The sequence below is a fragment of the Streptomyces sp. NPDC092296 genome (assembly GCF_044755465.1).
Classification (GTDB): Bacteria; Actinomycetota; Actinomycetes; order Streptomycetales; family Streptomycetaceae; genus Peterkaempfera.
The window spans coordinates 287,860-307,740 of the sequence record NZ_JBIVRB010000001.1; the positions used below are offsets into that span (position 1 = coordinate 287,860).

The window sequence follows — 19,881 nt, forward strand, 5'->3', positions numbered from 1 at the left end:
AACCATCTGGACTGACCAGGGCGGAGACAGCCGGCCTGGAGGGGAACTGCGGGAGGACCAGGGTGAGTGGAGCCACGGGCGCTGCGGGCGGCGGAGCCGCCGGGGGCCGACAGGGGTCCGCGCAGGCCAGGAGCCAGGGGGGCCACCAGGCCCCCGGTGCGGGACATCGGGCTCCGGGCGAGTACCCGGGGGCCACGACCTCTGGTGTCGCCGCCGCCCAGGGGCCGGGCACCGGCGGGTACGGCTACCCCCAGCCGCCGCAGACGCCGCCGCCTGCGGCCCCCGGCGCTGCCGAGTACTCGACACCGACCACCTACGCCAAGGGCCAGACCACACCGGCCCACGGCACCCGGACGGGCGGCTCGGCCGGGCGCCGGTCCGCCGGCGCCCCGGTGACCGTCGGCGGCACGGCGCGGACCCGCAAGGCGCGGCTGCGGGTGACCAAGGTCGACCCGTGGTCGGTGATGAAGGTGAGCTTCCTGCTCTCCATCGCGCTGGGCGTGGTCACCATCGTGGCGGCGTGCGTGCTGTGGATGGTGCTCGACGGGATGGGCGTCTTCGAGTCGGTGGGCAAGACGCTCAAGGAGGTCACCGGCTCCGACAGCGACCCGCAGGGCTTCGACCTCCAGGCGTTCCTGGGCTTCGGCAAGGTGTTCATGGTCACCACGATCATCGCGGTGGTCGATGTGGTGCTGATGACGGCCCTGGCCACGCTGGGTGCCTTCATCTACAACACGGCGGCCGGGTTCTCCGGCGGCGTCGAGGTGACCCTCGCCGAGGAGGAGTGAGCACTCGCTGAGCCCCTGGTGGGCCGCTGAACCCCCGTGGGCCCGGTCCGGCACTCCGCCGGGCCGGGCCCGCCGCTTTCGCGCCGCGCTGAGCTGCGCTTTGTGATCGGCGGCGGCTGGCGGCGCGCGGCTGCGGATTTTGGCGTTCGGCCGTCGATCCGCTAATCTTTCAGTGCAGCGCGGGGCTATAGCTCAGACGGTTAGAGCGCTTCCCTGATAAGGAAGAGGCCATAGGTTCAAGTCCTATTAGCCCCACCCGCGAGACTCAGGGCCGGATGCCATCAGGTGTCCGGCCCTGAGTCGTTTTCAAGGCCCGGTGGGGGCAGGCAGGGTGGCCGTTCGGCCCTCACGGCGTCAGGGACGTGCTGCGGACGGGCGGTTGACAGGGTCGGCCTCGACGGCCGTTGGGACACAAGTGTGTATCATCGGCCGCACGGCGGTTGCCACCACGGCCGCCGGTTCGCACTCGCACACACGCGGACCCCGCTGGGCCGGGCGCAGTCCTCACCGGCCGCGAGAGCCCGGCGGAGCCCCCAGACATTAAGAAGGACGAGGTCGCGCGGTGAAGAAGCTCCTCCTGATCGCCCTGGCCGCCCTCGGCGGTTACTTCGTGTACCGCCAGGTCCAGGCCGACCGCGCAGAGCAGGACCTGTGGACCGAGGCCACCGACCCGGTTCCGACCGGCGCGGGCGCCCGCTGAGCGGGTCGCCTCCCAGGATTCCCACGACTGCCCCGGCCGCCCGGCCGGGGTTTCGTCGTCTCCGGCGGCCGGCGGCGGGGTTCGTACGCGGTGCCCGTCCCCGGTGCTCGTACGCGGTGGCGGTGTTCGTGTGCGGGTGCCCCTGTGCCGGGCGGGCGGGTCGCCGGCGGTTGTTTCACGTGAAACAGCCACCGCTCCGGGGGCGATCCGGGCATCCGGGCGAGGCGGGCCGGATACCTGCTCAAGATTGGGTCCGCGACCGGGTACCCTGGTGCCCGGCGGATCTTCCGGGACCGCCGAGGGGCCTTAGCTCAGTTGGTAGAGCGCCGTCTTTGCATGGCGGATGTCAGGGGTTCGACTCCCCTAGGCTCCACGCTCCGAGCGCCGTACGGCGCCGTGCATCCTTCCGTCCGAGCCCCGGTCCGCAGCACGCGGCCGGGGCTCCGGCGTGTCCATGGTCGGCCGGCCGGTGGACGGGTAGCAGCCCGGTATGAGCGAACGACCACCGCTGCACTGCCTGGTCACCGGCGCGACCGGCTATCTCGGCGGCCGACTGGTGCCCGAACTGCTGGCGGCGGGCCACCGGGTCCGCTGCCTGGTCCGTACCCCGGCCAAGCTGCGCGACCAGCCCTGGGCCGACCGGGTGGAGGTGGTACGCGGCGATGTCACCGACCCGGAGTCGCTGCGCACCGCCCTGGCCGGCATGGACACCGCCCACTACCTGGTGCACGCGCTGGGCACCGGCCGGTCCTTCGAGGAGACCGACCGCGTCGCGGCCCGCCTCTTCGCCGAGGCGGCCCGCGCCGCCGGAGTGCGGCGGATCGTCTACCTGGGCGGCCTGACCCCCGCCGGAGTCCCGGAGCAGCGGCTCTCCCCGCATCTGCGCTCCCGGGCCGAGGTCGGCCGCATCCTGCTGGAGTCCGGGGTGCCCACGGCGGTGCTGCGCGCCGCCGTGATCATCGGCTCCGGCTCGGCGTCCTTCGAGATGCTGCGCTACCTCAGCGAGCGGCTGCCCGTGATGGTCACCCCGACCTGGGTGGACACCCGCATCCAGCCGGTGGCGGTGCGCGATGTGCTGCGGCTGCTGGTGGCCGCCGTCGAGCTGCCGCCCGAGGTGAACCGCACCTTCGACATCGGCGGCCCCGAGGTGCTGACGTACCGCGAGATGATGCGCCGGTACGCGGCCGTCGCCGGGTTGCGCCGCCGGGTGGTCCTCCCGGTGCCGGTGCTCAGCCCCGGGCTCTCCAGCCACTGGGTGGGCCTGGTGACCCCCGTACCGAACTCGATCGCCCGGCCGCTGGTGGAGTCGCTGCGCCATGAGGTGGTCTGCACCGAGCACGACATCGCCCGCTATGTGCCCGACCCGCCCGGCGGCCCGCTCGGCTTCGACCGGGCGGTGGAGCTGGCGCTGAAGCGCATCCGGGAGGCGGACGTGGCCACCCGCTGGTCGTCGGCCTCGGTGCCGGGAGCGCCCAGCGACCCGCTGCCCACCGACCCGGACTGGGCGGGCGGCAGCCTCTACCGCGATCTGCGCGAGCGGGCGACCGCTGCCTCGCCGGAGGCGCTGTGGCGGGTGATCGAGGGCATCGGCGGCGAGAACGGCTGGTACTCCTTCCCGCTCGCCTGGGCGGTGCGGGGCTGGCTGGACCGGCTGGTCGGCGGGGTAGGGCTGCGCCGGGGGCGGCGGGACCCGCAGCGGCTGCGGGTGGGCGACTCGCTGGACTTCTGGCGGGTGGAGGAGGTGCTGCCCGGTCGGCTGCTGCGGCTGCGGGCGGAGATGCGGCTGCCCGGTCTGGCCTGGCTGGAGCTGGTCTGCGAGCCGGACGGGGCGGGTGGGGCCCGCTACCGGCAGCGGGCGCTGTTCCACCCGCACGGGCTGGCCGGGCACGCGTACTGGTGGAGCGTGGCGCCGTTCCACGCGGCGGTCTTCGGCGGCATGGCCCGCAACATCACCGCGACGGCGGCGGCCGAGCAGCGCGCGCTGGACGGCGGCCGGGGCTGAGCCCGGTGGTCACGGCGGTCCCGGTGGTCACGGCGGTGGGGCGGCCGACTGTGCGGTGGGGCGGCCGACTGTGGGCGGGGTGTACGGCGGCCGGGCCGGGCATGGCGGTGGGGCGGGCCCCCTCGCGGGCTCCGCCCCACCGCCGCTCCGGCGCCGGGTCGCCGCGGCCTACGGCCGCTCCTCGCCGTCCGCGTCCTGCCCGCCCCGGAACTCGGGGTCCGACGGCATGGAGCCGTCGACCGTGTTGCCCAGGGTGGCGGCGTCGGCGGCCGTGAGACCGGTCGCGGAGACCGAGTGCACCCGGTCCGAGGGCCGGGCGGTGTGCTCGGCGGGCGGCTCGACCAGCCACTCCGGGCTGCTCTGCCGGCGCCACCACTTCCAGGCCGCGAAGCCGCCGCCGGCCGCCAGGCCGACCAGCAGCAGCCGCTTGGTCACCCGGCCGCACCGCTGCCGCCGTGCGTGCCGGTTGGCCAGCTTCTCGACCTCGGCGGCCGTCACCTGGCCGCGCAGCACCGCCAGGACCGCCGCGCTGCGCGCCTGCGCCTCCTGGGCGACCGGTGCGGCCGCCGTCCTGGCGTCCTCCATGAAGGAGGAGAAGGCGGGGGTGGCGGTGGCGCGGGCCTGCTGGGCGGCCGCGACGGCGGCGTCCAGGGCGGTCAGCGCGGTCTCCCGGGTGCGCTGGGCGGCGCGCGCCGCCGCCACCTCGACCTGGGGCGGCACGCTGCCCCTGGCCTGCTCCACCCGGGGTGCCAGGTGCTGGTCATAGGTGCTGCGGGCCGTGCAGCGGGCCTGGGCGGCGGCTGCCTCCACCTTGGGTGCCAGTCGGCGGCGGGCGCCGTCCGCGTACTGCGCAGCCGTGTCCTTGGCGGTGGCGGCATACGGCGCCAGGGTGTCCCGGGTCTTTCCGGCAGCATCGCGGGCTGCGTCCAAGCGGGTCACAAGATCCTCCTCCTCGGTGGCATCCGGTCTGTCACCTGTCCACCTGTTTGAAGATCATGCATGGGGTATCGCGCCCCGGCATGCCGAAATAGGCCGTATGCGGCGGTTGCGGCCTTATGCGGGTCCGCTCGCCGGGGCGGCGGCGGGTGGGTGCCGGGTCACGGTTCCGGCCGGCAGGGCATGCTTGCGGCTCGCCTCTCCGCCGGACGTGCGAGGATTCTTCTGTCAGTGACGTATGTAGGAAGGCGCATCGTGGCCGAGGAACTGTTCGCCACCCTCAAGACCAACCGCGGCGACATCGTGATCAAGCTCTTCCCGAACCACGCCCCCAAGACGGTGGCCAACTTCGTCGAGCTGGCCGAGGGCAGCCGCAAGTGGACCGACCCCAACACCGGGCAGTCGAGCACCGAGCCGCTGTACAACGGCACGGTGTTCCACCGGGTGATCTCCGGGTTCATGATCCAGGGCGGCGACCCGCTGGGCACCGGTACCGGTGGCCCGGGTTACAGCTTCGCCGACGAGTTCCACCCGGAGCTGTCGTTCGACCGTCCGTACCTGCTGGCCATGGCCAACGCCGGTCCGGGCACCAACGGGTCGCAGTTCTTCGTGACGGTGGCCCCGACCACCTGGCTGACCCGCAAGCACAGCATCTTCGGCGAGGTCGCCGACGAGGCGAGCCGGCGGGTCGTGGACGCCATCGCCACCACGCCGACCCGGCCGGGCGACCGCCCGCTGGAGGACGTGGTGATCGAGTCCGTGAAGATCACCCGCCGCTGATCCCCGGCTCGGTGACCGGTCCCGGCGGTGCGCTGTCACCGCCGGGACCGGCCGCCCTCCGGCGAGGTACGGAGTACGGCCGCGCCCGACCCGGAACACGGCACCACCGGAACACGACGCCACCACGCCACCACCGGAACACGGCACCACCGAGGAGGTAGCCCGCGATGCTCCCCGACGAGGGCCGTCGTCCCGACAACTGGGCCCAGCAGCCCCCGCAGCAGCCGTCCTGGCCGCCGCAGCCCCCGGCGCCGCCGCAGCCGGCCGTGCCGCCGCAGGGTGCGGGGGTGCAGCGCTGCTACCGCCACCCGGCGCATGAGACGGGTGTCGCCTGCACCCGCTGCGGGCGGCCGATCTGCCCGCTCTGCATGGTGAACGCCTCGGTGGGCTTCCACTGCCCGGAGTGTGTGCACGGCGGCCCGCAGGAGGGTCGGCCGGGTGCCCCGCAGGGGGTCCGGCAGGTCCGGACGGCTCCGGGCAGTCGGCTGCCCCATGATCCGGCGCTGGTCACCAAGGTGCTGATCGGGATCAATGCCGCCCTGTTCCTGCTGGTGCAGCTGCTGGGGCCGTCGTTCCAATACCAGCTGGTCCTGGTGGGCAAGGTCTTCGACCAGGGCGAGCTGGTGGGCGTGGCGACCGGGCCCGGCCAGTGGTACCGGCTGATCACCGCCGCCTTCATGCACTGGTCCTGGTGGCATCTGGGGCTGAACATGCTGTCGCTGTGGTGGATCGGCCCGCAGTTGGAGAACGCGCTGGGGCGGCTGCGCTATCTGGCGCTGTACCTGGTGTCGGCGCTGGCGGGCAGCGCGCTGTCGTACCTGGTGGCCGGGGCGGCGGTGAACACGGCCGGTGCCTCCGGCGCCATCTTCGGCCTGCTGGGCGCCACCGTGGTGCTGCACCGGCTGAACGGCTACCCGCTCGGCCCGATCATGGCCATGGTGGGCTTCAACCTGGTCCTGACCTTCTCGATAGCCGGCATCGACTGGCGGGCGCACATCGGCGGTCTGGTGGCCGGTGCGCTGACCACGCTGGGCATGGTGCGCGCCCCGGCCGATCGGCGGGGGCTGCAGGGGGCGTCGGCGGCGGCGGTGGTGCTGGTCTCGCTGGCGCTGGTGGTGCTGGGGACGATCCGGGTCAACGGCTGACCGGCCACGGGCGGGTCCGGGCTGGGCGGGCTTGATCCCCAGCGTTATCCACAGAACCGGGCCCGAGCGGCCGCAATCGGTGGAGCAGATGGGTTCTACTCGCGTCCACCTGGGTTCTCATCCGATGGACAGAAGAGGCGACGACTACTGCCCGAGGCGGGCGGCCATCCGGGTGGGGGTACCGACTCTCAAGTTATCCACAGACAGTCTGAACTTTTCCCCACTGTGGATAACTGTGTGGACAAGCCCAATGTAGGACCATCCCAGCGCACCGGAACGGGTGCGCCCCGAGCGGCGGACGGCATGCCGACGGCGGTGGCCGCGATTGCGGCCACCGTCAGCGTACGGAGAGCGGCGGAATGCCTGAAAGGGGAGCGGCGAAGGGGCGCCGCTCACTTCCACTGCGTGGAGACGCCGAAGCCTGCGGCGATGAAGCCGAAGCCCACCAGGATGTTCCAGTTGCCCCAGCTGCCGATCGGCCAGGCGGCACTCGTCACGTAGTAGACGACGATCCAGGCCAGGCCGACCAGGAACATCGTCAACATCAGCGGGGCGACCCAGCCGCGACCGGCGTCCAGATTGACCGCCGCCGTGCCGCCGGGCGGCGGTGGCGTGTAGTCGGACTTCTTGCGGAGACGAGACTTCGGCACGAGGAACTCTCCTGTCGATGCGCTGCATGACCGCGCAGGGCTAGTGGCGGCTGCCGGGGCTGCGGAACGCGTTCCGATGCGGTCCGCGCACGCCACCGGCGTCCGTTAGCGTAGTGGCTCGCCGGGTCGGAAGGAGATAAGGGTACGGTGCCAGAATCCGAGATTTCCGCCCGTCCGCCCGTCGGCCGCCGTCCAGCCGCCCGAATTGTCGGCCGTGTGCTGACCTGCGCTGTCTTCGCGCTCGCCGGTCTGCTCTTCTGCGTCAGCGCGCTCACCGCCCACGGCACCAATCTGCGCACCGATGACTCGCTGCTGCGGCTCAGCGACGTCATAAGGGAGAAGAGCGAGCAGAACCAGCAGACCCAGCGCCAGGTGGCCGAGGTCCAGCAGCAGGTGGACGACCTCGCGGAGCAGCAGGGCCAGAATCCGGCCGACATCAAGCGGCTGAACGCCCTGGAGCGCGCCTCCGGCCTGGACCCGCTGAAGGGCCCCGGCCTCGCCGTCACCCTGAACGACGCCCCGCCCGGCGCCACCGCCCGCATCCCCGGCGTCCCCGACCCCGGCCCCAACGACCTGGTCATCCACCAGCAGGACATCCAGGCCGTGGTCAACGCCCTGTGGCGCGGCGGCGCCAAGGGCGTGCAGGTCATGGACCAGCGGCTGATCGCCACCAGCGCGGTGCGCTGCGTGGGCAACACCCTGATCCTCCAGGGCCGGGTCTACTCCCCGCCCTACGTGGTCAAGGCCGTCGGGGACGTCTCCGCACTGCGGGCCGCGATCGACGCCGACCCGTACATCAGCAACTACCTGCAGTACGTCAACGCCTACGGCCTGGGCTGGAAGGTCGAGCAGAGCAAGTCGGCCACCCTCCCCGGCTACACCGGCACCGTCGACCTGCGCTACGCCCAGGCCGCCCCGTAGCGACGGCCGGCGCCCTTTACCACCCGGCGCCGGTAATCCGCTCCCCGCCACCCGCCGGGCGCACCTCCCCGTAGTCTTGGCCCGAGGCGAGGGAAGGAGCGGCATGTACGGCTGGATCTGGCGGCGGCTGCCGGGCAAAGTCCTGGTGAAGGCGGTCATCTCGCTGCTGCTGGTGTTCGGGATCGTCTACGTTCTCTTCCAGCACGTCTTCCCCTGGGCCGAACCGCTGCTCCCCTTCGGCGAAGTCACCGTGAACGACGGGGGCTCCTCCGGCGTTCAACCCTCCGGCAGTCCCCGTCCCACTCCCAGCAGCGGCGAGACGGCCCTCAACGGCGCAGCGGCCCCCTCCGCCGTGGTCGGCACCCTCTCCCACCGTGTCCTGAACCCCGGAGCAGCGCAGGCATGACCGCACGAATCCTGGTCGTCGACAACTACGACAGCTTCGTCTTCAACCTGGTGCAGTACCTGTACCAGCTCGGCGCCACCTGCGAGGTGGTCCGCAACGACGAGGTGGCCGTCGGCCACGCCACCCGCCGCGAGGGCGACCACGGCTTCGACGGCGTGCTGCTCTCCCCCGGTCCCGGCACGCCGGAGGAGGCGGGGGTGTGCGTCGAGATGGTGCACCACTGCGCCGCCGCCGGGCTGCCGGTCTTCGGGGTCTGCCTGGGCCTCCAGTCGATCGCGGTCGCGTACGGCGCCGTGGTGGGCCGCGCCCCGGAGCTGCTGCACGGCAAGACCTCCCGGGTGCTGCACGAGGGCGCCGGCGTCTTCGCCGGGCTGCCGTCGCCGTTCACCGCCACCCGCTACCACTCGCTCGCCGTCGTGCAGGACACCGTGCCCGCCGAGCTGGAGGCCACCTCATGGACGGAGAGCGGCGTCATCATGGGGCTGCGGCACCGCGAGGCGGCGGTGGAGGGCGTGCAGTTCCACCCCGAGTCGGTGCTGACCGAGCACGGCCACCGCATGCTGGCCAACTGGCTGACGCAGTGCGGGGACGGCGGAGCGGTTGATCGCTCCGCCGGTCTGGCGCCGGTGATCGGTCGGGGCTGACCAGGTGACAGCGGTCCGGCCGGAGAGCAGGGGCGCCCAGCCCGAGCCCGAGGACGAGTCGTCGTACAGCGTGTACGTCGAGGACACCATGCGGCTGCGGGCCCTGCCCGACCCCGCGGCGGGCGCCTCCGGCACACCCGCCGGACCGGACGACACCCTGCAACTGCGGCTGCCCGAGCCGTCGCTGTGGGCCGGGGTGCCGGTGGAGCCCGCAGGTCCGGGCCGCGCCGAGCGGCGCCGTGCGGCCCGTGGGCAGGGCCGGGGGCGGGGCCGGCACCCGGAGCCGGAGGAGGCCGCCGTACGGCCCGTGGCGGGCCGCCACGGGCGTCGTGCGGCTGCCGCAGCCGCCGAGCCGCTGGGCGTCAAGCTGGTCCGCGCGGCGGGGGAGCTGTGCGTGACGCTCGGCGTGCTGCTGCTGCTCTTCGTCTCGTACCAGCTGTGGTGGACCAACGTCCGCGCCCACCAGGCCGCCGACGGGGCGACCAACCGGCTGGAGGAGCAGTGGAGCAAGGGCAACGCGGGCGGCACCCGGGACCCGGACGACCCGCGCGACCCGGGGACCTTCGCGCCGGGTGAGGGCTTCGCCGTCATCTGGATTCCCAAGCTGGACGTGAAGGCGCCGATCGCGGAGGGCACCGACAAGCACTCCGTGCTGGACAAGGGCGAGGTCGGGCACTACACGGGGGAGCTCCAGTCCGCGATGCCCTGGGACAAGACCGGCAACTTCGCGCTCGCCGCGCACCGCAACACCCATGGCGAACCGTTCCGCTACATCAACCGGCTGGCGGTCGGCGACAAGGTCGTGGTGGAGACGGCCGAGACGTACTACACGTACGAGATCACCAGTGCCCTGCCGCAGACCCCGCCGTCCAACGTCAGCGTGATCCAGCCGATCCCGGTCGGCTCCGGGTTCACCAAGCCGGGCCGGTACATCACCCTGACCACCTGCACCCCGGAGTTCCACTCCACGTACCGCTTGATCCTCTGGGGCAAGATGGTCGAAGAACGGCCGCGGAGCAAGGGCAAGCCCGACGCTCTGCTGGGCTCGTAGGAAAGCGGAGGACCATTGGCAGGGAACCGGGGACGAAGCAGGGCTGCGGCTGCGGCGGGGGTCGTCGGCGAGTTGCTGATCACCCTGGGCGTGGTGCTGGGGCTGTTCGTCGCCTACTCGCTGTGGTGGACCAATGTGCTGGCCGACCGGCACGCGGCGACCGAGGCCGGCCAGTTGCGCCGGCAGTGGAGTCAGCAGCAGCCGGCCACGGACGGTTCCAAGAAGCCGGGCGACTCGGCGGTGCGGCACCCGCACTTCGCCACCGGTGACTCCGTCGGCTTCCTGCACGTCCCCGCGATGGGCAAGGACTTCACGGTGCTGATCAGGATGGGCACCGGCACCGACATCCTCAACGAGGGCGTGGCGGGCGTCTACCAGGAGCCGTACGCGGCGGCGATGCCGTGGGCCAAGGTCGGCAACTTCGCGCTCGCCGCGCACCGCGACGGCCACGGCGCCAAGTTCCACAACCTCGACAAGGTGCACAAGGGCGACTCCGTCGTGGTGGAGACGGCCGACACCTGGTACGTCTACCGGGTCGACAGCAGCCTGCCGGAGACCTCGAAGTTCAACACCGGCGTGGTCGCGCCCGTCCCCGAGGGCTCCGGGTACACCAAGCCGGGGAAGTACATCACCCTCACCACCTGCACCCCGGTCTACACCTCCCGCTACCGGATGGCGGTCTGGGGGACCCTGGTGCGCACCGTGCCGGTCGACGCCAAGCGGACCCCGCCGGCCGAGCTGCGCTGAGCGCTGCCCGGGGGCGGTTCCCGGGGGCGGTGGGAGGTGGCTGGGGGCGTGTGGCGGGCTGCGCACGCCGGGGGCGGGCGCCTGGGCGCTGCTCCGGAGACGTGACCTGGTGCCGGGATCGGCCGTTGGGTAGTTCGAGAAGTACCCACAGAGCCGAACACCTGGCATAGATGACCCCGGCGGTGCGCCAACACCCCGGGGCCCGACACAGGAGCCAAACCTCCGATGCACGTTCATTTTAGCCAGCCCGCGCGCTTTCTTCAGGCTCCCCACGACATCATCCGCCACCCGCGTCTGAGCGGGACGGCCACCAAGCTCCTGCTGTGCGCCCTCGCGCTCCCCTCCGGCGCCGCCGAGACCGTCCAGACCATCGCCGCCCGGCTGCCCGAGGGCAAGGCGGCGATCAGCACGGCCCGGCAGCAGCTGATCGCCGAGGGCTATCTGCACGTACGCAGGTTCCAGCACCCGACCCGGGGCACCTGGGCCACCCGCACCCTGGTCTCCAGCGTGCCGCTGCACGACCCGGCCGAGATCGCCGCCGCCTGGTCGGCTGCCGAGGCGGCCGGTGCCGAGGCGGCCGACGCCGCCGAGCCGGACGAGGGCGACGACGAGGATGAGCAGGGCGGGGGGCCGGGCGGGGGTCCGGGAGGGGGTCCGGAAAGGGGTCCGGGAGGGGGTCCGGCTGGGGACGCCGGTCGGGTGCCGGACCGGCGCCCGACAGCCGGGTTCCCAGCAGTCGGGCGGGCGGAGCGTCGGCGGCCCGGCAGTTCCCCCAAGGGGTTGAATAACCGGGGGAATACCCTCCCACCCCCGCGGCCGGCCGAGCGCGAGCGGAGCGGCGGCGCTGCCGCCGGTGCCGGGACCGCGGCCGCAGCGCCGCCGGACGTCCCCGAGATCGGGGCGGAGCGGGCCGCCGAGGCGGCCAAGGTGCTGCTGCGGGCCGTCGAGTCCGAACCCCGGCTGCGGATCGGCCTGGCGGAGGCCCTGCGGCTGGCGCCGCTGGCCGCCGAGTGGCTGGCCCGGGGCGCCACCCTGGGCGATCTGCGGCTGTCGCTGCTGTCCGGCCTGCCGAGCTGCGTGCACTCCGCCGTCGGGCTGCTCCGGAACCGGCTGACCCGCAAGATGCCCCCGGCGCCGACCCCGGCGCCCCCGCCACCGGTCCGCCACGAGTGCCCCGAGTGCGCCGCTCCCGTCCCGCAGCCGGGCATCTGCCGCTGCTGCGCCGGGCTCACCCCGGCGAGCCCGTACGGGCCCCGTCCGGCCCCGCAGGTGGCCATCAGCGGCGCCGCGCGGGCTCGGGCGGCCATGACCCGCAGCCGCCACCGGGGTGCCGTCCCCGCGTACGCCTGACCCGACGACCCCGAGGGGACCGACCATGGACCGCCAAGCCGTCATCCTGGAGTCGCGCACCATGCGCGACAGCCTCACTTCACGGACCGAAGCCCTCGACCGGGCCAAGGCACTCCGGCTGCTGCCCGACGACCTGCACCTCACGACGCGGCTGGTGGCCGAGTACTTCGAGGTGGGCGAGGAGGCAGTCAAGAGCCTCGTCAAGCGGCACCGCGAGGAGTTGCTGCGCAGTGGCTACCGACTGCTGCAAGGCGATGAGCTGCGCAAACACCTAGGGTCCACCTTGGACCCTAGGTCGGTGCCGGGCCGTGGCCTGGCGCTGTTCACCCGCCGAGCGGTGCTCAATGTGGCGATGCTGCTGCGCGACAGCGAGGTGGCCCGCCAGGTCCGGGTGCAGCTGCTGGACCTCGCGGACGCGGCGCGGCCGTCCGCCGGGCTGGACGCGCTGGTCGAGGAGATCGTGGCTCGGGCCACCCCTCGGCTGCTGGCGGTTGCCCGGCAGGCGGCCCGGCAGGCGGCCCAGGAGGCGGCCCGGCAGGTGGCCGAGGAGGTCGTCGCCGGGCGCCTGGAGTCGCACGCCAGGGTGGTGGGCGCGATGAGCTGCCGCCTGGCGGACCTGGACTCGGCGCTGCGGGAGGTCCGCAGCCGGATGGACTCGCTGTGCACGCAGTGGTCGCAGCGGTCGGAGTGGGACCGCCGCCGCAAGCGCCGCTGCCGCTGCCGCTGAGGGTGTGCACAACGGCGGAGGGGCTGTGGACGAGTTGTCCACAGCCCCTCCGCCGGGATCACCGGCAGCTCGGATCAGCCGTTGGGGTTGCCGCCGATCATGCCGCCGTTGTGATCGCCTCCGCCGTTGTTGTCACCGCCGCCGTTGTCGCCCTGCGGGGCGACGTCCTGGGTGTTGAGGGTGACGGTCGAACCGGGGTTGACCATGCTCCCGGTCCCGGGCGAGCTGTCCACGACGATCGCGTTGCTGTCGGTCGGTCCGTTGATGGACGACTGCAGGTGCCGCTCGTTCAGGGCGTTCAGCGCCTGCTGCAAAGGAAGCTGGCCGAGCACCGGCACCTGCACCTGGTCCGGCTGCTTGCCGTAGGTCAGGGTGATGGAGGCACCCTTCTGCTGCTGGCCGGTGGGCGACTGGCCGAGCACCTTGCCGACCTGGCTCGGGTCGTCCACGTCGCGCGGGTCCTCGACGACCTGGAACCCGGCGTCCGTCAGCGTCTGCTTGGCGGAGGCGAAGTCCTCGTCCTTGTGGTCGCCCGCGTCGACCGTCTCCGGCGCCTTGCCGACGGTGATGTCGACCGTGGAGCCCTTGGCCACCTGCTTGTCGGCCGCCGGCTTCTGCCCGATGACGTTGCCCTGCTGGCTCTGGTCGTCGGTCTCCTTCTGGGAGACCTTGCCGAGCTTGAAGCCCTCCGACTCCAGGCGCTGCTTGGCGGCGTCCTGGGAGAGGCCGTCCAGGTCGGGCACGCTGCCCTGCTCGGGACCGGAGGAGAGGTGGACGACGACCGCGCTGCCCTCGGCCACGGTGTTGTCCGCCGCCTGCTCCTGGCGGCAGATCTTGCCCTTGGGCGCGATGTCCTCGTCGCAGGGGACCTTGTCACCCTCCTGGAGGGTGAGCTTGCCGCCCGCGTTGTCCAGCTTGGTCTGGGCGTCCGCCAGGCTCAGCCCCACCAGGTTGGGCACCGTGGGGTCCTGCGTCTTGGAGCCGCCGCCGATGACGGCCTGCGCCACGAAGAACGAGCCCACCAGGACGAGCACCGCCGCGATGGCGAGCACGATCCACGAGGTGTTGTTCTTCTTCGGCTGGCTGCGGCGGTTGCTCGCCCGCCCGCCGTAGCCGTCGTCGCCGTACTCGCCCCCGGCACCCCCGGCCACCGGCGGCAGCACGGTGGTGCCCGCCAGGTTCGGGTTCTGCTGGGGCAGCGCGGTGGTGGGCTGGCCGCCGTACTGGTCGCCGTAGCCGTTGTCGTAGCCACCCATGCCGTACGCGGCGACCTGCTGGGCCGCGGCGACCGGCAGGCCGTCCAGGAAGCGTTCGATGTCGTCGCGCATCTCGTCGGCGCTCTGGTACCGGTAGTCCCGGTCCTTGGCCAGCGCCTTGAGCACGATGGCGTCGACCTCGGGCCGCACCTCCGGATCGAAGACCGACGGCGGCTGCGGCTCCTCGCGGACGTGCTGGTACGCCACCGCCACCGGCGAGTCGCCGACGAACGGCGGCCGCAGCGCCAGCAGCTCGTAGATCAGGCAGCCGGTGGAGTACAGGTCGGAGCGGGCGTCGACCTGCTCGCCCTTGGCCTGCTCCGGCGAGAGGTACTGGGCCGTGCCGATGACCGCCGCGGTCTGGGTCATGGTCATGCCCTGGTCGCCCATGGCGCGGGCGATGCCGAAGTCCATCACCTTGACGGTGCCGTTGCGCGTCAGCATGACGTTGGCGGGCTTGATGTCGCGGTGGACGATCCCGTTGCGGTGCGAGTACTCCAGCGCCTGCAGGATGCCGATGGTCATCTCCAGGGCGCGCTCGGGCAGCAGCCGGCGGCCGGAGTGCAGCAGCTCACGCAGGGTCGAGCCGTCGACGTACTCCATCACGATGTACGGAATGGAGATGCCGTCGATGTAGTCCTCGCCGGTGTCGTACACCGCGACGATGGACGGGTGGTTCAGGGATGCGGCCGACTGGGCCTCGCGGCGGAACCGGGCCTGGAACGACGGGTCACGGGCCATGTCGGCCCGCAGCGTCTTCACGGCGACGGTGCGGCCGAGCCGGATGTCGTGGCCGAGGTACACCTCGGCCATGCCGCCACGGCCAAGCACGCCACCCAGCTCGTACCGGCCGCCGAGGCGACGCGGCTCTTCCATAGCTCCCAGCCCTCTCCCTCACCGGTGCATGAGGATGTGTGACGTAGTGCCCTGCGGGTCCGGCTCTGCCGTCTGTCGCGGCGCAGGACCGCCCCGCAGACAGATCGCTGCTTGCGGATACGCTACCGGTCCCGGCGGCCCGGACCGGTAGCGAGCACCACCCGATACCAGACCGGTATCAGCTGTGCACCGGTTGTTTCCGCCGCGTCCCCACCCCATCCGCCCAGGTCGGACCGGAAAAGGCGCCCCCCGCCGAACTGGGCGGAGGGCGCCGGTGAGGAATCGGTCACTTGTTGAGCACGGCCTCCATGACGGCCTTGGCCACCGGGGCTGCCAGCTTGCCGCCGGCGATGCCCGCGTGGTCGGCTTCGTCGTCGCTCTCCACGACCACGGCGACGGCGACCTTGGGGGTGTCCCCGGTCTTCGCGTAGGAGATGAACCACGCGTACGGGGCCTTGGAGTTGTTCTCGCCGTGCTGGGCGGTGCCGGTCTTGCCACCGACCGTGACGCCGGAGATCCGGGCCGCCTTTCCGGTGCCGCCGTCGCTCTCCACCACGCCCTGCATCAGCACCTGGAGCTTCTGCGCGGTCTCCGGGCTGAAGGCGCGGCTCATCTCCTTGGGCTTGGTCTGCGAGATGGGCGTCAGATCGGGGGCCACCTCCTTGTCGACCATGTACGGCTGCATCAGCGAGCCGTTGTTGGCGACGGCGGCGGCGACCATGGCCATCTGGAGCGGGGTGGCGGTGGTGTTGTGCTGGCCGATGGAGTCCAGGGCGGTGCCGGGCCGGTCGGAGTCGGTGGGGAAGACGCTCATGGCGGCCCGGACCGGGGTGTCGACCTTGGGGTTGTTGAAGCCCAGCTTCTCCGCCTGCTCGACCATCTTCTTCTTGCCCACCGCGTCACCGACCTTGGCGAAGACGGTGTTGCAGGAGTACTCCATGGCGACCAGCACGGTGGCGTTGGTGCAGGGCTCGTACTTGGACTCGTTGGGGAGTACGTGGTCGGTGGTCGGCAGCTTGTAGATCTCCGGCGTGTCGGTCCTGTCGTCGGGGCTGTTGTAGACCCCGTTCTCGAACATCGCCGCCGCCGTGACGATCTTGAACGTGGAGCCCGGCGGGTAGGTCTCCTTCAGCGCCCGGTTGAGCATCGGGTTGTCCGGGTCCGAGAGGTATTCCTGGTACGCCTTGGTGTCCTGACCGGCGAACTTGGTCGGGTCGTACGAGGGGGTGCTCACCAGCGCCAGGATGGCGCCGGTGGTGGGGTCGATGGCGACCGCCGCGCCCTTCTTGCCCTTGAGGGCGTTGAAGGCCGCCTTCTGCGCCTTCTCGTCGATGGTGGTGATGACATTGCCGCCCTGCTTCGGCTTGCCGGTCAGCAGGTCCAGCGTGTTGCGGAAGAACAGCCGGTCGTCGTTGCCGGAGAGGAAGTCGTCGTCCAGCTCCTCGATCTGCTTGTTGCCGACCACCTGGGAGGAGTAGCCGGTCACCGGCGCGTACAGCTCGCCGTCGGTCCAGGCGGAGCTGTACTTGAAGCGCAGGCCGTTGACGAAGTTGGACTTGGTCATCGGCTTGCCGTTGGCCAGGAAGATGTTGCCACGGGGGTGCGCGTAGCGGTCGTAGAGCACGCGCCTGTTGTTGGGGTCCTCCGCATAGGCCGACGCCTTGACGCCCTGGATCCAGTTGACCCGGACCAGCAGGGCCATGATCAGGAGCAGGCAGAAGACGGAGACCCGTCGGATGGGCTTGTTCATGCGGGTGGAACCCCTCCTACGCCCGGACTATCTGGGTGGCTTCGGCATCGGGGCTCGGTGCCGGCGCGGGTGCCGGGCGCCGCGCGGTGTCGCTGATCTTCAACAGGATGGCGACCAGCGCCCAGTTGGCCACCACGGAGGAACCGCCCTGGGCCAGGAACGGCATCGTCATACCGGTCAGCGGGATCAGACCGGTGACACCGCCCGCCACCACGAAGACCTGGAGGGCCACGGCGGACGACAGGCCCACGGCCAGCAGCTTGCCGAACGGGTCGCGGGCCGCCAGCGCGGTGCGCAGCCCGCGCTGCACCAGCAGCCCGTACAGCAGGAAGACCGCCATCATGCCGGCCAGGCCGAGTTCCTCACCGAAGGAGCCGATGATGAAGTCGCTCTTGGCGGCGAAGCCGATCAGCCAGGACCGGCCCTGGCCCAGGCCGCTGCCGAGCACCCCGCCGGAGCCGAAGGAGAAGAGCGACTGGGCGATCTGGTCGGTGGCCCAGTCCGGGTGGTTGTCCTGGAAGGCGATCATCGGGTGCTGCCACGCCTCGATGCGGATCTTGACGTGCGGCTCCACGGAGGCGACCGCGACCGCGCCCACCGCGGACATCAGCAGGCCGAAGACGATCCAGCTGGTGCGCTCGGTGGCCACGTACAGCATCACCACGAAGAGGCCGAAGTAGAGCAGCGAGCTGCCCAGGTCGGTTTCGAAGACCAGGATCAGGATGCTGACGACCCAGACCGCGATGATCGGGCCCAGGTCGCGGCCGCGCGGCAGGTACAGGCCCATGAAGCGGCGGCTGGCCAGTGCGAGCGCGTCCCGCTTGACCATCAGGTAGCCGGCGAAGAACACCGACAGGATGATCTTGGCGAACTCTCCCGGCTGCATGTTGAGCGGGCCGAGGTGAATCCAGATCTTGGCGCCGAAGTCCTCCTTCCGTGCCGGGAAGAAGGCGGGGGCGGCCAGCAGCACCAGGGACACCACCATGGAGATGTAGGTGTAGCGCTGGAGGATGCGGTGGTCCTTGAGGAAGACCATCACCACCAGGAAGAACGCGACGCCCAGGGCGGACCACATCAGCTGGTTGGGGGCGGCCGAGAAGTTCTTCGTGATCAGGTCCCCGGCCTTGTCCAGCCGCCAGATCATCACCAGGCCCAGCCCGTTGAGCAGGGTGGCGATGGGCAGCATCAGCGGGTCCGCGTACGGCGCGAACTTCCGTACGACGAGGTGGGCGACCATGGCCAGGCCGCCCATGCCGCAGCCGTACGCCACCATGCCGCCGGGCAGCGAGCCGTCCATGGCCAGGCCGACGTTCGCATAGGCAAAGATCGGTATCAGGACCGCGAAGAGCAGCAGCAGCAGCTCCGTGTTCCTGCGGTTGGGCGCCCCCTGCGGGGTGATGGTGGTGGTGTTGCCACTGGCGTTGTCGCGGGCGTTGCCGCTGTTGCTGTTGGACAATCCGAAACTGCTCACGGCGTCGGCCGCTCCCCTACGGCTACTGAGTGCACGACTTCGCCAGTTCCTGTTCCTGGGCGGTCAGGGTCGGCTTGCCGCTGTCGGGGCTTCCGGACGCCTGGCCCGGTGCGGGCTGCTTGCCGGTGCCGGGCTTGCTCGTGGCGGTGGGCTGTCCCACCGTCTCCTCCTCGAACGCCGCAGGGCTCGCGGTGGTTCCGGCGGGCTTCGGGGGTGCGGAGGGGGACGGGGGCGCGGACGGGGTCGCACCGGCGTCGGTGGCCGGGACGGCGCCGTGGGCCACCTTCTCGCAGACGGTGGCCTGGGCGTTGAGCTCCTGGACCTTGGTCAGCGCGGCGTCCACGTCGTCCACCGCGATGGTGTTCCGCAGCTGGTCCTGCTGGAGTTGCGACAGGTAGCGCAGCTGGATCGTGGTGTCCTTGTAGACCGAGGAGAGGTCGATGCCGACCAGGCTCTGGTTGACGCCCCGGAAGACCGCCACATGGTCGTCCTTGGCGCCGACGAAGTACTGCTTCTGCGTCCACCGCCAGCCGGCGTAGCCACCGCCGCCGACCAGGCCGAGCGCGATCACCAGGACCAGTGAGCGGCGGAACCACTTGCCGCCGTTGCCGCGCCTGCGGCGGTCCGGCTTCTCCAGGTCGTAGCCGTCGTACCCCTCGGCCGGACCGAACTCGCCGAAGCCCTCCGGCCCGGCGCCGCCGGGCTGCTGGGGGGGTCGGCCGAGGCCGGCGGCGCGGCCGGCCGGGGTGTGCAGCATGTGGTCGGTGGTGGTGGGCGGGCCGTCCGCGACCGCACCCACCACGATGGGGGTGTCGCTGAGCTGGCCGGACAGGGTGTCGCTGTCGCCCACGTCCAGTACGTCGGCCACGATGCAGGTGATGTTGTCGGGGCCGCCGCCGCGCAGGGCGAGCTGGATCAGCTCCTGCACGGTCTGCTGCGGGGAGTAGAAGCTCCCCATGGTCTCTTCGAGCGTCTGGTGGCTGACCACGCCCGACAGGCCGTCGGAGCAGATCATGTACCGGTCGCCGGCCCGCACCTCGCGGATCGACAGGTCGGGCTCGGCCTGGCCCCGGCCGTCGAGGGCGCGCATCAGCAGGGAGCGCTGCGGGTGGGCACCCGCCTCCTCCTCGGTGATCCGGCCCTCGTCGATCAGCCGCTGCACCCAGGTGTGGTCCTGGGTGATCTGGCTGAGCGAGCCGTCGCGCAGCAGATAGGCGCGGGAGTCACCGATGTGCACCATGCCCATCCGCTGGCCGGTCCACAGCATGGCGGTGAGGGTGCAGCCCATGCCTTCGAGCTGGGGGTCCTCCTCGACCATCAGCCGCAGCCGGTCGTTGGCCTGCTGGACGGAGTCGCCCAGCAGGCTGAGCAGGTCGGCGCCGGGGATGTCGTCGTCCAGCTTGACCATGGTGGCCAGCACCTCGGCCGAGGCGACCTCGCCGGCCGCCTGGCCGCCCATGCCGTCGGCCACGGCGAGCAGCCGCGGCCCGGCGTAGCCGGAGTCCTCGTTGTGCTCCCGGATCATGCCGGTGTGCGATCCGGCGGCGAAGCGCAGCACAAGGGTCATGCGGCGTGCGCCCCCTCTCGAACCGTCTCGTCGCGCGCGAAGCCGGCCTCAGCAGGCGTCGCGGCGGCACCGCCCCGCCCATGGCGGTGGGGCTGGCGAGCGGTGGACGTGGTC

General features: G+C 71.8%; 18 protein-coding genes and 2 tRNA genes. 14 read left to right on the forward strand and 6 right to left on the reverse strand.

Annotation, left to right across the window (positions count from 1 at the left end; translation table 11 throughout):
• The first annotated feature begins 62 nt into the window (after positions 1-62).
• The 5 genes from ACIQGZ_RS01290 (at position 63) to ACIQGZ_RS01310 (ending at position 3,490) form a co-directional block, all read left to right on the forward strand.
• Positions 63-788 (forward strand): DUF3566 domain-containing protein, encoded by a 726-nt coding sequence (locus ACIQGZ_RS01290; protein ID WP_402598554.1) that lies wholly within the window; start codon positions 63-65, stop codon positions 786-788.
• A gap of 181 nt (positions 789-969) precedes the next feature.
• A tRNA-Ile gene (locus ACIQGZ_RS01295) sits at positions 970-1,043 on the forward strand.
• A gap of 307 nt (positions 1,044-1,350) precedes the next feature.
• Entirely contained in the window at positions 1,351-1,488 is a 138-nt protein-coding gene (locus tag ACIQGZ_RS01300) for a DLW-39 family protein (RefSeq protein WP_402598556.1), read from the forward strand.
• Positions 1,489-1,788: 300 nt separating this feature from the next.
• Positions 1,789-1,861, forward strand: a tRNA-Ala gene (locus tag ACIQGZ_RS01305).
• A 117-nt stretch (positions 1,862-1,978) separates the two neighbouring features.
• Positions 1,979-3,490 carry an SDR family oxidoreductase gene (locus ACIQGZ_RS01310; protein ID WP_402598557.1) on the forward strand — a complete coding sequence of 504 codons (1,512 nt, stop codon included), beginning with the start codon at positions 1,979-1,981 and terminating at the stop codon, positions 3,488-3,490.
• 168 nt (positions 3,491-3,658) lie between these two features.
• Here ACIQGZ_RS01310 and ACIQGZ_RS01315 read toward each other — a convergent pair whose 3' ends face one another.
• Positions 3,659-4,429, reverse strand: coding sequence for a DUF5324 family protein (locus tag ACIQGZ_RS01315; protein ID WP_402598558.1), 771 nt, complete (start codon positions 4,427-4,429; stop codon positions 3,659-3,661).
• A 252-nt stretch (positions 4,430-4,681) separates the two neighbouring features.
• Between ACIQGZ_RS01315 and ACIQGZ_RS01320 the strand changes: the two genes are divergently transcribed.
• Entirely contained in the window at positions 4,682-5,206 is a 525-nt protein-coding gene (locus ACIQGZ_RS01320) for a peptidylprolyl isomerase (RefSeq protein WP_402598559.1), read from the forward strand.
• Between the two features lie 167 nt (positions 5,207-5,373).
• Positions 5,374-6,351 carry a rhomboid family intramembrane serine protease gene (locus tag ACIQGZ_RS01325; RefSeq protein WP_402598560.1) on the forward strand — a complete coding sequence of 326 codons (978 nt, stop codon included), beginning with the start codon at positions 5,374-5,376 and terminating at the stop codon, positions 6,349-6,351.
• A gap of 392 nt (positions 6,352-6,743) precedes the next feature.
• Here the strand turns inward: ACIQGZ_RS01325 and crgA are convergent, their stop codons facing one another.
• On the reverse strand, positions 6,744-7,001 hold the full coding sequence (gene crgA / locus ACIQGZ_RS01330; protein ID WP_402598561.1) for a cell division protein CrgA: 258 nt from the start codon (positions 6,999-7,001) through the stop codon (positions 6,744-6,746).
• 162 nt (positions 7,002-7,163) lie between these two features.
• Between crgA and ACIQGZ_RS01335 the strand changes: the two genes are divergently transcribed.
• The 7 genes from ACIQGZ_RS01335 to ACIQGZ_RS01365 all read left to right on the forward strand — a co-directional run bounded on the left by ACIQGZ_RS01335 (position 7,164) and on the right by ACIQGZ_RS01365 (position 12,847).
• Positions 7,164-7,922, forward strand: coding sequence for a DUF881 domain-containing protein (locus ACIQGZ_RS01335; protein ID WP_402599943.1), 759 nt, complete (start codon positions 7,164-7,166; stop codon positions 7,920-7,922).
• A gap of 103 nt (positions 7,923-8,025) precedes the next feature.
• A complete protein-coding gene (locus ACIQGZ_RS01340; RefSeq protein ID WP_402600023.1) occupies positions 8,026-8,328 on the forward strand; it encodes a hypothetical protein in 303 nt (100 codons plus the stop codon).
• A complete protein-coding gene (locus tag ACIQGZ_RS01345) occupies positions 8,325-8,972 on the forward strand; it encodes an aminodeoxychorismate/anthranilate synthase component II (RefSeq protein WP_402598562.1) in 648 nt (215 codons plus the stop codon). Before ACIQGZ_RS01340 ends, ACIQGZ_RS01345 begins: the two co-directional genes overlap by 4 nt.
• Positions 8,973-8,976: 4 nt before the next feature.
• Positions 8,977-10,023: a class E sortase gene (locus ACIQGZ_RS01350; protein ID WP_402598563.1), complete on the forward strand. Its 1,047-nt coding sequence runs from the start codon at positions 8,977-8,979 to the stop codon at positions 10,021-10,023.
• Between the two features lie 15 nt (positions 10,024-10,038).
• Positions 10,039-10,770 (forward strand): class E sortase, encoded by a 732-nt coding sequence (locus ACIQGZ_RS01355; RefSeq protein ID WP_402598564.1) that lies wholly within the window; start codon positions 10,039-10,041, stop codon positions 10,768-10,770.
• 225 nt (positions 10,771-10,995) lie between these two features.
• On the forward strand, positions 10,996-12,120 hold the full coding sequence (locus ACIQGZ_RS01360) for a hypothetical protein (RefSeq protein WP_402598565.1): 1,125 nt from the start codon (positions 10,996-10,998) through the stop codon (positions 12,118-12,120).
• Between the two features lie 25 nt (positions 12,121-12,145).
• Positions 12,146-12,847 carry a hypothetical protein gene (locus ACIQGZ_RS01365; protein ID WP_402598567.1) on the forward strand — a complete coding sequence of 234 codons (702 nt, stop codon included), beginning with the start codon at positions 12,146-12,148 and terminating at the stop codon, positions 12,845-12,847.
• A gap of 74 nt (positions 12,848-12,921) precedes the next feature.
• Here the strand turns inward: ACIQGZ_RS01365 and pknB are convergent, their stop codons facing one another.
• The 4 genes from pknB to ACIQGZ_RS01385 all read right to left on the reverse strand — a co-directional run bounded on the left by pknB (position 12,922) and on the right by ACIQGZ_RS01385 (position 19,767).
• Positions 12,922-14,979: a Stk1 family PASTA domain-containing Ser/Thr kinase gene (pknB, locus tag ACIQGZ_RS01370; protein ID WP_402598568.1), complete on the reverse strand. Its 2,058-nt coding sequence runs from the start codon at positions 14,977-14,979 to the stop codon at positions 12,922-12,924.
• A 286-nt stretch (positions 14,980-15,265) separates the two neighbouring features.
• The gene (locus ACIQGZ_RS01375) at positions 15,266-16,729 is read right to left on the reverse strand and encodes a peptidoglycan D,D-transpeptidase FtsI family protein (RefSeq protein WP_402598569.1); all 1,464 of its coding nucleotides are present in this window, start codon (positions 16,727-16,729) and stop codon (positions 15,266-15,268) included.
• A 16-nt stretch (positions 16,730-16,745) separates the two neighbouring features.
• Entirely contained in the window at positions 16,746-18,200 is a 1,455-nt protein-coding gene (locus tag ACIQGZ_RS01380) for an FtsW/RodA/SpoVE family cell cycle protein (RefSeq protein WP_402598570.1), read from the reverse strand.
• Positions 18,201-18,222: 22 nt separating this feature from the next.
• Positions 18,223-19,767, reverse strand: coding sequence for a PP2C family protein-serine/threonine phosphatase (locus tag ACIQGZ_RS01385; protein WP_402598572.1), 1,545 nt, complete (start codon positions 19,765-19,767; stop codon positions 18,223-18,225).
• Positions 19,768-19,881: the final 114 nt, after the last annotated feature.

Coding starts and splice junctions, on each gene's coding strand:
- ACIQGZ_RS01310 (WP_402598557.1), top strand. CDS start 1,979: ATGAGCGAACGACCACCGCTGCACTGCCTGGTCACCGGCGCGACCGGC.
- ACIQGZ_RS01325 (WP_402598560.1), top strand. CDS start 5,374: ATGCTCCCCGACGAGGGCCGTCGTCCCGACAACTGGGCCCAGCAGCCC.
- ACIQGZ_RS01340 (WP_402600023.1), top strand. CDS start 8,026: ATGTACGGCTGGATCTGGCGGCGGCTGCCGGGCAAAGTCCTGGTGAAG.
- ACIQGZ_RS01345 (WP_402598562.1), top strand. CDS start 8,325: ATGACCGCACGAATCCTGGTCGTCGACAACTACGACAGCTTCGTCTTC.
- ACIQGZ_RS01360 (WP_402598565.1), top strand. CDS start 10,996: ATGCACGTTCATTTTAGCCAGCCCGCGCGCTTTCTTCAGGCTCCCCAC.
- ACIQGZ_RS01365 (WP_402598567.1), top strand. CDS start 12,146: ATGGACCGCCAAGCCGTCATCCTGGAGTCGCGCACCATGCGCGACAGC.
- pknB (WP_402598568.1), bottom strand. CDS start 14,979: ATGGAAGAGCCGCGTCGCCTCGGCGGCCGGTACGAGCTGGGTGGCGTG.
- ACIQGZ_RS01375 (WP_402598569.1), bottom strand. CDS start 16,729: ATGAACAAGCCCATCCGACGGGTCTCCGTCTTCTGCCTGCTCCTGATC.
- ACIQGZ_RS01385 (WP_402598572.1), bottom strand. CDS start 19,767: ATGACCCTTGTGCTGCGCTTCGCCGCCGGATCGCACACCGGCATGATC.